This is a genomic window from Micromonospora sp. CMU55-4 (genome assembly GCF_011602315.1).
GTDB lineage: Bacteria > Actinomycetota > Actinomycetes > Mycobacteriales > Micromonosporaceae > Micromonospora > Micromonospora chalcea.
Genome location: NZ_JAAOLH010000002.1, coordinates 475,366 through 487,327, shown reverse-complemented (window position 1 = coordinate 487,327; position 11,962 = coordinate 475,366). Strand labels below are relative to the sequence as shown.

Genomic DNA, 11,962 nt, shown 5'->3' with positions numbered 1-11,962 from the left:
CCGCTACTCGAACCGCACCGGCGGGAAGAAACCGACCCGCTCGTACGCCGCACGCAGCGTCGCGTCGGCCACCACGCGGGCCTTCTCCGCGCCCCGCGCGAGCAGCTTGTCCAGTTGGGCCGGGTCGTTCAGGTAGCCGTTCGTGCGTTCCTGGATCGGGGTGACGAACTCGCGCACCACCTCGGCCAGGTCCTTCTTGAGGTCGCCGTAGCCCTTGCCGTCGTACGCGGCCACCAGGTCGTCGATGGACCGGCCGGACAGCGCCGAGTAGATGGTGAGCAAGTTGCTGATGCCCGGCTTGCCCTCGGCGTCGAAGACGATCTCGCGGCCGGTGTCGGTGACCGCCGAGCGGATCTTCTTGGCCGAGCGGGCCGGGTCCTCCAGCAGGTCGATGATGCCGGCCGGGGAGGACGACGACTTCGACATCTTCGCCGTCGGGTCCTGCAGGTCGGTGATCTTCGCGGTGTCCTTCACGATGTGCGGCGCGGGCACCGTGAAGGTGCGCCCGAACAGCGAGTTGAACCGCTGCGCCAGGTCGCGGGACAGCTCCAGGTGCTGCCGCTGGTCCTCGCCCACCGGCACCGCGTTCGCCTGGTAGAGCAGGATGTCGGCGGCCTGCAGGATCGGGTACGTGAACAGGCCGACGCTGGCCCGCTCGCTGCCCTGCTTCTGCGACTTGTCCTTGAACTGGGTCATCCGGCCGGCCTCGCCGAACCCGGTGATGCAGCCGAGCACCCAGGCCAGCTGCGGGTGCTCGGGCACCTGCGACTGGACGAACAGCGTGCTGCGCTCCGGGTCGAGGCCGAGCGCGAACAGCTGCGCGGCGGCCACCCGGCTGCGGTGCTTGAGCACCTTGGGGTCGTGCCCGGCGGTGATCGCGTGCAGGTCGACCACGCAGTAGTAGGCGTCGTGGCTGTCCTGCAACGCCACCCAGTGCCGCAGCGCGCCCAGGTAGTTGCCGAGGTGGAACGAGTCGGCCGTCGGCTGGATGCCGGAGAAGACGCGCGGGCGGGCGGGTACGTCGGACATGGCGGCAATTCTGTCAGCAAGCCCCGGCGTCCGTCATGACGGGCCGGTGGATCGGGCGGGTACGGGCGGAAGCGGACCGTTCACCTCACGCCGGGGCTCGGGCAGCCGCGCGGCGGAGACCGCCAGGCGGGACACCCGCCTGCCGTCGAGCGCCAGCACCCGCAGCAGCCAGCCGGCCGGATCGGCGGGGACCGATCCGCCGTCCGGGTCGAGCGTCACCGGCACCTCGTCCCCGGCCACCGGCAGCCGGCCCAGCGCGGCCATCACGAACCCGCCCACCGTCTCGTACGGGCCGGCGGGCAGCGGCACCCCGGTACGTTCGGCGAAGTCGGTCAGGTTGAGCCGGCCGTCCACGACGGCGGGCAGCCCGGTGGATTCCGGCTCGGGCGGGCCGTGCTCCTCGTCGCGGATCTCCCCGACCAGTTCCTCGACCAGGTCCTCGCAGGTGACGATGCCGGCGGTGCCGCCGTACTCGTCGATGACCACGGCCAGGTGGTGGCCCTCCCGGCGCATCTCGGTCAGCGCCGCGAGCACGCGCTTGCTGTCCGGCAGGCGTTTCACCTCGCGGGTCAGCTCGCCGACCACCAGCGGCCGGTCGGGTTCCGGGCGCAGCAGCACGTCCCGCAGGTGCACCATGCCGACCACGTCGTCGTGGGTGCCGTCGACCACCGGGTAGCGGGTGTGCGGGTCGTCCCGGACCAGTCGCCGCGCCTGGGCCAGCGGCAGCGCCGCGCTGAGGAAGACCACCTCGGTGCGGGGCACCATGACCTCGCGGACGAGCCGGGCGCCGGCCAGCAGCACCTCGTCGATGATCCGGCGCTCGTCGGCGTCGAGCAGCGTGTTCGCCGCGACCAGGTCCCGCAGCTCGGCCTCGCTGATCCGCTCCCGGCCGGCGACCGGGCTGGCGCCGAGCAGGTCGGTCACCAGGCGGGTGGCGCCGTCGGCGGCCCGCACCACGAGGCGGGCCACGGTGCGGGCCAGCGGGCCGGGTTCGCGTCGGAGCCGCCCCGGCGGACGCCGCCGGGGCCCGGGACCACCACCCTCCCGCATGAGAAGGATGGTAGACAGCGGCCACCGTACGCTCGGGCCGATGTTCGGATCTGTTCAGTCATGAAGGATTGTGATGGAATGGAGGCGGGCTCAACTCGACAGCCGCGACACCGCCCCCGGCCGTAGGGTGATCGCGGGAAGGCCGCGGGACGCGGCCCAGGCAGGAGGACGACCGACGTGAAACTGCTCGTCACCGGCGGCGCCGGCTACATCGGCAGCGTGGTGACCCGGATGCTGCTCGACCACGGCCACCAGGTGACCGTGCTGGACGACCTGCGCACCGGTCACCGGGAAGCCCTCGCCCCCGAGGCGACCCACGTCGACCTGCCGGTGCACGAGGCCGCCCGGGTGCTCACCCCCGACGCCGGGTACGACGGCGTGCTGCACTTCGCGGCCCTCATCGCCGCCGGCGAGTCGATGATCCGGCCCGAGCTGTACTGGCACACCAACACCGTCGGCTCGATCGCGCTCATCGACGCGGTCCGCGCCGCCCGGGTGCCCCGGATGGTCTTCTCCTCCACCGCCGCCGTCTACGGCAACCCCACCGAACTACCCATCCCGGAAACGGCCGTCAAGGCCCCCACCAGCACCTACGGCGCGACCAAGCTGGCCGTCGACATGGCGCTCACCTCCGAGGCGATCGCGCACGACCTGGCCGCCGTCTCGCTGCGCTACTTCAACGTCGCCGGGGCGTACCTGCGCGACGGGCTGGCCATCGGCGAACGGCACGACCCGGAGACGCACCTCATCCCGATCGCGCTCGACGTGGCCGCCGGGCGGCGGGAGAAGCTCCAGCTCTTCGGCGACGACTACCCCACTGTCGACGGCACCTGCGTACGCGACTACATCCACGTGGAGGACCTGGCCCGCGCCCACCTGCTCGCGCTCGACGCGGCCACCCCGGGCCGGCACCGCATCTACAACCTGGGCAACGGCAACGGCTTCACCAACCGGCAGGTGGTCGACGTGGTCCGCGAGGTCACCGGCCACCCGGTGCCGGTCGAGGTCGCCCCCCGCCGCGAGGGCGACCCGGCCGAACTGGTCGCGTCCTCCGCGCTCGCCCGCGACGAGCTGGGCTGGACGCCGGCCAAGCCCACCCTGCACGACATGGTCGGCGACGCCTGGGCGTTCTACCGGGCCCACGTCGCGGGGCAGCCCTCATGACCGTCGCCGACCGCGCCACCGCCGGCTTCCGGCAGCGGTACGGCACCGAGCCGGCCGGCCGCTGGGCGGCACCCGGACGGGTCAACCTGATCGGCGAGCACACCGACTACAACGACGGCTTCGTGCTGCCCTTCGCGCTGCCGCTGCGTACCGTGGTCGCCGCCGCGCCCGCCCCCGACGGACGCTGGACGGTCTGGTCGGAGCTGGACGACGAGCCGGTCGAGTTCGGCGCGGCGGAGGCCGACGAGCCCGGCGGCGTCGACGGCTGGGCCGCCTACGTGGCCGGGGTGGTGTGGGCGCTGCGCGCCGCCGGCCACGACGTGCCGGGCGCGCGGCTCGCCGTCGCCTCCGACGTGCCGGTCGGCTCCGGGCTCTCCTCGTCGGCCGCGATCGAGTCGGCGGTGCTGGCCGCGCTGGTCGACCTCGGCGGCCTCGACCTGCCCGCGCAGGCGTGGCCCCGGCTGGCCCAGCGGGCCGAGAACGACTACGTCGGCGCGCCCACCGGGATCATGGACCAGTCCGCCGTGATCCGCGGCCAGGCCGGGCACGCCCTGTTCCTCGACTGCCGCACCGAGGAGGTCGAGCAGATCCCGTTCGACCTGGACGCCGCCGGGCTGGCCGTGCTGGTGATCGACAGCCGGGCGCCGCACCGGCACGCGGACGGCGAGTACGCGGCCCGGCGCCGCAGCTGCGAGCGGGCCGCCGCGACGCTCGGGGTGACCGCGCTGCGCGACGTCGACGTGGCCGACCTCGACGCCGCGCTGGCCCGCCTCGACGACGACGAGACCCGCCGCCGGGTCCGGCACGTCGTCACCGAGAACCAGCGGGTGCTCGACACCGTCGCGCTGCTGCGCGCCGGCCGGGTCCGCGACACCGGTCCGCTGCTGACCGCCTCACACGCCTCCATGCGCGACGACTTCGAGATCACCGTGCCGGAGATCGACACCGCGGTCGAGGCGGCGCTGTCCGCCGGGGCGTACGGCGCGCGGATGACCGGCGGCGGCTTCGGCGGCTGCGTGCTCGCCCTGGTCGACGCCGAGGCCGCCGACCCGGTGGCCGCCGCCGTCACCGAGGCGTACGCGAAGCGCGGCTTCACCGCCCCCGGCACGCTCACGGTCCTCCCGGCCGACGGCGTCACCCGCCTGGGCTGAGGGTGTAAGGAAGGGCCCCTTATTAACGCCTGCGGTAGAGGAAGGGCCCCTTGTTAACAGCGCGCTGTCAACAAGGGGCCCTTCCTTACGAAGCAGGGGGTCAGCCGGCCTCGACGATCATGCCGGCGCCGACCGTACGGTTGGTGGCCTCGTCGATGATCACGAAGCCGCCGGTGGTGCGGTTGCGGCGGTACTCGTCGGCCAGCAGCGGCACCGTGGTGCGCAGCCGGACCCGGCCGATCTCGTTGAGCTTCAACTCGCCCACCGTCTCGTCCCGGTGCAGCGAGTTGATGTCCAGCCGGTAGTGCAGGCCGCGCACGATCGCCCGCGCCGAGCGGGTGGTGTGCTTGATCGCGTACCTGCCGCCGACCTGCAACGGGCGGGTCTCGTCCATCCAGCAGACCATCGCCTCGATGTCCTGCACGGCCATCGGGGCGTTGTTCGGCCGGCAGATCATGTCGCCGCGGGAGATGTCCAGCTCGTCGGTCAGCCGGACCGTCACCGACATCGGCGGGAACGCCTCGTCCACCGGGCCGTCGGCGGTCTCCACCGCCGCGATCCGGCTGGTGAAGCCGGACGGCAGCACCATGATCTCGTCGCCCGGCTTGAGCACACCGGAGGCCACCTGCCCGGCGTAGCCCCGGTAGTCGGTGACGGTGGTGGACTGCGGCCGGATCACGTACTGCACCGGGAACCGCACGTCGACCAGGTTGCGGTCGGAGGCGATGTGCACCCGCTCCAGGTGGTGCAGCAGCGACGGACCCTCGTACCAGGGCATGTTCTCCGAGCGGGTGACGATGTTGTCGCCCTTGAGCGCGGAGACCGGCACCACCGTCAGGTCGGGCACGTCGAGCTTCGCCGCGAACGCGGTGAACTCGTCGGCGATCCGCTCGTAGACCTCCTGCGACCAGTCCACCAGGTCCATCTTGTTCACACAGAGAACCAGGTGCGGCACCCGCAGCAGCGAGCAGAGGAACGCGTGCCGGCGGGACTGCTCCACCAGGCCCTTACGCGCGTCCACCAGGATCAGCGCCAGGTCGGCGGTGGAGGCGCCGGTGACCATGTTCCGGGTGTACTGGATGTGCCCGGGGGTGTCGGCGATGATGAACTTGCGCCGCGGCGTGGCGAAGTAGCGGTACGCCACGTCGATGGTGATGCCCTGCTCCCGCTCGGCGCGCAGGCCGTCGGTGAGCAGCGCCAGGTTGGTGTACTCGTCGCCACGCGCCGCGCTGACCGCCTCGACGGCGGCGAGCTGGTCGGTGAACAGCGACTTGGTGTCGTAGAGCAGACGGCCGATGAGCGTCGACTTGCCGTCGTCGACGCTGCCCGCGGTGGCGAACCGCAGCAGGTCCATCGGCCGCGCGGTGTCGCTCTCGGCCGGCGCCAGGGTCTCGACGCTCATCAGAAGTAGCCCTCTCGCTTGCGGTCCTCCATGGCGGCCTCGCTGACCCGGTCGTCACCACGGGTCGCGCCGCGCTCGGTGATCCGCGTGGCGGCCACCTCCTCGATCACCTTCTCCACCGTGTCGGCGTCCGACCGGACCGCCGCGGTGCAGGAGGCGTCACCCACGGTCCGGTACCGCACCTGGGCCTTGAACGGCTGCTCACCGGCGCGGGCCCGGAAGAACTCGTTCACCGCGTAGAGCATGCCGTCGCGCTCGATCACCTCGCGCTCGTGCGCGTAGTAGATCGACGGCAGCGGAATCCGCTCCCGCGCGATGTAGTGCCACACGTCCAGCTCGGTCCAGTTCGACAGCGGGAACACCCGGATCGACTCGCCCGGGTGGTGCCGGCCGTTGTACAGCGCCCACAGCTCCGGACGCTGGTTCTTCGGGTCCCACTGGCCGAACTCGTCGCGGAAGCTGAACACCCGCTCCTTGGCCCGCGCCTTCTCCTCGTCGCGCCGGGCGCCGCCGAACAGCGCGTCGAAGCGGTGCTTCTCCACCGCCTCCAGCAGCACCGGCGTCTGGATCCGGTTGCGCATGCCGTCGGCGGACTCGCGGACCAGGCCCTTGTTCAGCGCCTCCGGCACGCTCGCCACGATCAACTGCAGGCCCAGCTCGGCCACCCGCTGGTCGCGGTAGTCGAGCACCTCGGGGAAGTTGTGCCCGGTGTCCACGTGCATCACCGGGAAGGGGATGTTGGCCGGCGCGAACGCCTTCTGGGCCAACCGGAGCATCACGATCGAGTCCTTGCCGCCGGAGAAGAGCAGCACCGGCCGCTCCATCTCGGCGACCACCTCGCGCATCACGAAGATGCTCTCCGCCTCAAGGGCGTCGAGGTGCGACACCTGGTACGCGGCGGGGGACGTCATGACACGAACTCGATTCGCACGGATCCGTACATCGGATTCCAGACCTTTCAGGTCGGACTCGTGAAGAAGAACGCTCAGGTTACCCGGAATGCCGCTGCAACGCTGCAAGCAACCGACTCGCGAGATCCTTGCGGCAGACCAGCAGATCCGGTAGACGCGGGTCGGCCCCGTTGTATTTCAGCGCAGAACCGTCGATCCGGGAAGCATGCAGACCGGTGGCCGTCGCCACAGCGACCGGAGCGGCCGAATCCCACTCGTACTGACCGCCCGCGTGGATGTACGCGTCGACCTCGCCGGTGACCACGGCGGCGATCTTCGCGCCCGCCGAGCCCATCGGGACCAGATGAGCGCCGACGTCCTCTGCCAGATCGGTCAGGAAAACCGGCGGACGGCTACGACTGGCCGCCAACCGGATGACCCGCCGGCCGCCACCCACGGCCGCCTCCACTGTCATCGGCGGATACGCCGGCGGATGGTCCGTGCCGAGCACCCGGTGCTGGGCCGGCAGGCCCACCGCGCCCGCCACCAGACCGTGCGGCGTCGACGCGTGACGCGACCAGAGCGCCACGTGCACCGCCCAGTCCGAGCGCCCTTCCTCCGCGTACTCCCGGGTGCCGTCCAGCGGATCGATGATCCAGACCCGGTCCGCGTTCAGGCGCGACAACGCCGCGTCCGTCACCTCCGCCGTCCAGGCCAGCCGCGAACCCTCGTCCTCCTCCGACAGCACCGCGTCCGCCGGCCGCCACTTCGCCAGCTCGGTGCGGATCAGGTCGTGCGAGACCTTGTCCCCGGCCGACCGGAGCGCGCCCGCGTCGGCGAACCCCATCTCCGTCCGCAACGCCGTCAGCGCCTGACCGGCCCGCGACGCCAGCCACCGGGCGAAGCCGCCGTCGATCATCGGAGGACTGCCCATGATGCTCCCGTCGCCCGCCCTTCGGTCCCCGGCCACTGCTCAGCCCCCGTGGTACAGGTTCTGCGTCGGCTCCACGCCCTTGAGAACCACCGACTCCACCACGTCCGCCGCGCGGTCCACCAGGAACTCCAGCTCCTTGCGCTCCGACGGGGAGAAATCCGAGAGTACGTAGTCAGCCGGGTCCTGCCGCCCCGGCGGCCGGCCGATGCCGAACCGCACCCGCACGTAGTCCTTCGTGCCGAGCGACTTCGACATCGAACGCAGACCGTTGTGGCCGCCCTCGCCGCCGCCGCACTTCACCCGCACCTGCCCGTACGGGATGTCCAGCTCGTCGTGCACCGCGATCACGTGCGCCGGCGGGATCTTGTGGAACTGCGCCAACCCGGCCACCGGGCCGCCGGAGAGGTTCATGTACGTCAACGGCTTGAGCAGCACCAGCTTCGGCCCGCCGAACCCCAGCCGCCCCTCCGCGGCCTCGGCCATCGCGCGCTTGTGCCGCCCGAACTTCGCGCCCACCCGGGCCGCCAGCAGGTCGGCCACCATGAACCCGACGTTGTGCCTGTTGTTCGCGTACTCCCGGCCGGGGTTGCCCAGGCCGACCACCAGCCACGGCCCCGCCTCGTCCGTCACCCGACGCCCCTTCCCGCTCGCTTCCCCGACCAGCCGTCCCGATACGCCGACAGGCGCCCCCGGGAACCGGGGACGCCTGTCGCACAGCCTTGCGGACCGGTCAGGCCTCGGTCTTCGCCTCGGCCGGGGCCTCCTCGCCCTCGGCGGCCGGAGCGCCCTCGGCACCCTCGGCAGTCTCCTCGCCGACCTCGGCCTCGGCCTCCTCGGTGGCCTCCTCGACCTCGGGGAGGGTGGCCTCGAGCTGCTCGGCGGTCGGAGCGGCGGTCACCGAGGCGACAGCGGTCTCCTCGTCGGTGGCCAGCTCGACGCCGGCCGGCAGCTCGACGTCGGCGGCGGTGATCGTGGTGCCCGGCTCGGCGCCCTCGATCGACGCCTCCAGGTGGTCCGGCACCTTGGTCGCGTCGGCGGTCACCGACAGCGTGTCGTGGTCGTGCACGATCAGCGTGTCCTTGGCGGCCTCACCGGTCAGCTGGACCGGGACCTCGACGGTGACCTTCTCGCCGCGGCGGACCAGCAGCAGGTCCACGTGCTCGAAGGTGTCCTTGATCGGGTCACGCTGGATCGCCTTCGGCAGCGCCAGCACCTGGGTGCCGTCGCTGACCTCGATCGCGAAGAGCTGGTTCGCGCCGCCCTTACGGATCGCGGCGGCGAACTCCCGCGCCGGAAGCGCGATGTGCTTGGGCTTCTCGCCGTGGCCGTACAGCACGGCGGGCACCTTGCCGGCCCGGCGGGTACGACGGGCACCACCCTTGCCGAACTCGGTACGGGGCTCGGCGCTGATCTTTACCTCGGACACGGGGAAACTCCTGATGCTTCGCTGCGGCGGCTTGTCGTCTGGCGGTGCTGGGGCGAGGGGCTCGCTGGGGCTAGGGTCATGAACGACCGCCCGGAGCACCGCGTCGATGACGGCGCCTCCGTGCGGTGCTTGTCAGCAGCCCGCCGGGCACCCTCGCCGTGGCAACCGCACCAGTCTACCCGAGGGAATTCCCGGCTCTCCGGCAGTCCCCCATATCACCGCGCCGCCGGTTCCGCAGGGCATCGGCCCGGCCGCCGGAACACCGGCGACCGGACCGGCACTCCTCAGCTCAGGCCACCGAACAGGGTGGTCACCGAACCGTCGTCGAAGACCTCCCGGATCGCCCGCGCCAGCAGCGGGGCGATCGACAGCACGGTCAGCTTGTCCAACTGCTTCTCCGACGGCAGCGGCAGCGTGTTCGTCACCACGACCTCGCTGATCGGGCTGTTCTTCAGCCGCTCCGTCGCCGGGTCGGACAGCAGCGCGTGGGTCGAGGCGACCACGATCTCCGCCGCGCCCTGCTCCTTGAGGATGTCCGCCGCCTTGGTGATCGTGCCGCCGGTGTCGATCATGTCGTCCACGATCAGGCACACCCGGCCCTCGACCTCACCGACCACCCGGTTCGCCACGACCTGGTTCGGCTTGAGCGGATCGCGGGTCTTGTGGATGAACGCCAGCGGGCAGCCGCCCAGCCGGTCGGTCCAGCGCTCCGCCACACGTACCCGGCCCGAGTCCGGCGCCACCACAGTCATCGGGCGGCCCGCGTACTTGTGCTCCACGTACTCGGCCAGCACGTCCATGGCGAACAGGTGGTCCACCGGGCCGTCGAAGAAGCCCTGGATCTGCGCGGTGTGCAGGTCGACGGTCAGGATGCGGTTCGCGCCCGCCGTCTTGAGCAGGTCGGCGATCAGCCGCGCCGAGATCGGCTCCCGGCCGCGGTGCTTCTTGTCCTGCCGCGCGTACGGGTAGAACGGCAGCACCACGGTGATCCGCTTGGCCGAACCGCGCTTCAGCGCGTCGACCATGATCAGGGTCTCCATGACCCAGGTGTTCACGCCGTGCGTCACGGACTGCACCACGAAGGCGTCCGAACCACGAACCGAGTCCTTGTACCGGACGAAGATCTCGCCGTTGGCGAAGTCGTACGCGTCGGCCGGCGTCGGCGCGACGCCGAGCACCTCACCGATCTCCTTGGCCAGCTCCGGAAAACCCCTCCCGGAGAAGAGCATCAGGCTCTTGCGGTTTTCGGCGACGATGCTGCCCATGGGCCCGTCTGCTCCCGTATGTCGGTGGTGCCCGGCGGCGGTGAGGCCGGGGAGTGTTCGGTTGCAGTATGCCCCCGGTTCAGCGATCCACCCACGGCCCGCCGATCCCCGTGGAGTCAGTCACCTTCCCTTGCGGCTGCGCCCGTGTCCGGCGCATCCTCACCGGCCCGCCGCGCCGCCTCCGCGGCCTCCGTGCCGGCCCGCTTGCGCAGCACCCAGCCCTCCACGTTGCGCTGCTGGCCCCGCGCCACCGCCATCGCGCCCGGCGGCACGTCCCCGGTGATCACCGAACCCGCAGCCGTGTACGCGCCGTCGCCGACCCGCACCGGCGCCACGAACATGTTGTCCGCTCCGGTACGCGCGTGGCTGCCGATGGTGGTGTGGTGCTTGCGTACCCCGTCGTAGTTGACGAAGACGGTGGCCGCGCCGATGTTGCTGTGGTCGCCGATCGTCGCGTCCCCCACGTACGACAGGTGCGGCACCTTCGAGCCCTCACCGATCGACGTCTTCTTGGTCTCCACGAACGTGCCGACCTTCGCCTTGCGGCCCAGCCGCGACTCTGGCCGCAGGTACGCGTACGGCCCCACGCTGGCCTCCGGCCCCACCTCGGCGCCGAGCGCGTGGGAGCGCACCACGCTCGCGCCCGCGCCCACCACCGTGTCCACGAGCGTGGTGTCCGGGCCGACGAGCGCGCCCGCGCCGACCACCGTGGCGCCCTGGAGCTGCGTGTTCTGGTCGATCACCGCATCCCGTTCCACGGTCACCGTCACGTCGATCCACGTCGTGTGCGGGTCGAGGATGCTGACCCCGGTACGCATCCAGCCCTCGTTCACCCGGTCCCGCAGCAGCCGCCGCAGCGCGGACAGCTCCACCCGGTCGTTGCAGCCGAGCGTCTCCACGTGGTCGGCGGCGCAGTGCACCGCCACCGGCTCCCCGGCGTCGCGCAGCAGCGCGAAGACGTCGGTCAGGTACTCCTCGCCCTGGTCGTTGTCGGTGGAGAGCTTGCCCAGCGCCTCCCGCAGGCGGGCCGCGTCGAACGCGTAGATGCCCGCGTTGATCTCCCGCAGCGCGCGCTGCTGGGGCGAGGCGTCCCGCTCCTCCACGATCTGCTCCAGGTGCCCCTGCACGTCCCGCACGATCCGGCCCAGGCCGGTCGGGTCCGGCACCTCGGCCGCCAGCACCGTCGCCGCCGCGGCGGCTTCCTCGTGCGCCTCGACGAGCGCCCGAACCGTCTCCGGCCGCAGCAGCGGCACATCCCCGTTGATCACCACGACGGTGCCGGTCGCGTCCGGCACCGCGTCCAGCGCGATGCGGACGGCGTGCCCGGTGCCGAGCTGGCGCTCCTGGAGCACCGGCGTCGCCGCCGGGGCCACGTCGGTCAGGTGCGCCCGGACCTGGTCGGCGCCGTGGCCGACCACCACCACGGTGCGGTCCGCGCGCAGCGGCCCGGCCGCGGCGAGGACGTGACCGAGCAGGGTACGGCCGAGCAGTGGGTGCAGCACCTTGGGCAGGGACGACTTCATCCGCTTGCCCTCACCGGCGGCGAGCACGACAACGGTGCGGAGGTGGGGCTGGGACACGACGTGGCTCTCCCGTCGGGACGGCGACAGTCTCGCGGTCATGCTAACCACCCGCGGGAGGGCAAACAGCA

General features: G+C 71.8%; 10 protein-coding genes and 1 pseudogene. 2 read left to right on the top strand and 9 right to left on the bottom strand.

All coding sequences use genetic code 11. The annotated features are described in order from the left end of the window. Positions 1-3: 3 nt before the first annotated feature. Together trpS and HA073_RS05575 are read right to left on the bottom strand one after the other, a co-directional pair. Positions 4-1,029: a tryptophan--tRNA ligase gene (gene trpS / locus HA073_RS05580; RefSeq protein ID WP_043326798.1), complete on the bottom strand. Its 1,026-nt coding sequence runs from the start codon at positions 1,027-1,029 to the stop codon at positions 4-6. A 33-nt stretch (positions 1,030-1,062) separates the two neighbouring features. Continuing rightward, positions 1,063-2,079, bottom strand: a complete 1,017-nt coding sequence (locus HA073_RS05575; protein ID WP_205796082.1) for a hemolysin family protein — start codon at positions 2,077-2,079, stop codon at positions 1,063-1,065. A 177-nt stretch (positions 2,080-2,256) separates the two neighbouring features. On the opposite strand from HA073_RS05575, the gene galE reads away from it, so the two are divergent. Both galE and galK read left to right on the top strand, forming a co-directional pair. Then, positions 2,257-3,243, top strand: coding sequence for a UDP-glucose 4-epimerase GalE (galE, locus tag HA073_RS05570; RefSeq protein WP_043326801.1), 987 nt, complete (start codon positions 2,257-2,259; stop codon positions 3,241-3,243). Continuing rightward, positions 3,240-4,394 (top strand): galactokinase, encoded by a 1,155-nt coding sequence (galK, locus tag HA073_RS05565; RefSeq protein WP_166455830.1) that lies wholly within the window; start codon positions 3,240-3,242, stop codon positions 4,392-4,394. The genes galE and galK overlap by 4 nt, the downstream gene beginning before the upstream one ends. 100 nt (positions 4,395-4,494) lie before the next feature. Here the strand turns inward: galK and HA073_RS05560 are convergent, their stop codons facing one another. The 7 genes and pseudogenes from HA073_RS05560 to glmU all read right to left on the bottom strand — a co-directional run. Further along, a complete protein-coding gene (locus HA073_RS05560; protein WP_030501168.1) occupies positions 4,495-5,796 on the bottom strand; it encodes a sulfate adenylyltransferase subunit 1 in 1,302 nt (433 codons plus the stop codon). Then, entirely contained in the window at positions 5,796-6,707 is a 912-nt protein-coding gene (gene cysD, locus HA073_RS05555; RefSeq protein WP_030501167.1) for a sulfate adenylyltransferase subunit CysD, read from the bottom strand. Before cysD ends, HA073_RS05560 begins: the two co-directional genes overlap by 1 nt. A 79-nt stretch (positions 6,708-6,786) precedes the next feature. Further along, positions 6,787-7,620 carry an inositol monophosphatase family protein gene (locus HA073_RS05550; RefSeq protein ID WP_069087186.1) on the bottom strand — a complete coding sequence of 278 codons (834 nt, stop codon included), beginning with the start codon at positions 7,618-7,620 and terminating at the stop codon, positions 6,787-6,789. A 39-nt stretch (positions 7,621-7,659) separates the two neighbouring features. Next, the gene (gene pth, locus HA073_RS05545) at positions 7,660-8,250 is read right to left on the bottom strand and encodes an aminoacyl-tRNA hydrolase (protein WP_030501165.1); all 591 of its coding nucleotides are present in this window, start codon (positions 8,248-8,250) and stop codon (positions 7,660-7,662) included. A gap of 100 nt (positions 8,251-8,350) precedes the next feature. Further along, the gene (locus HA073_RS05540) at positions 8,351-9,046 is read right to left on the bottom strand and encodes a 50S ribosomal protein L25/general stress protein Ctc (protein ID WP_013283957.1); all 696 of its coding nucleotides are present in this window, start codon (positions 9,044-9,046) and stop codon (positions 8,351-8,353) included. 284 nt (positions 9,047-9,330) lie between these two features. Further along, on the bottom strand, positions 9,331-10,311 hold the full coding sequence (locus HA073_RS05535; protein ID WP_030501163.1) for a ribose-phosphate diphosphokinase: 981 nt from the start codon (positions 10,309-10,311) through the stop codon (positions 9,331-9,333). A 56-nt stretch (positions 10,312-10,367) separates the two neighbouring features. Further along, positions 10,368-11,933: pseudogene (glmU, locus tag HA073_RS05530) on the bottom strand (bifunctional UDP-N-acetylglucosamine diphosphorylase/glucosamine-1-phosphate N-acetyltransferase GlmU); the annotation flags it as partial. Between the last annotated feature and the right edge of the window lie 29 nt (positions 11,934-11,962).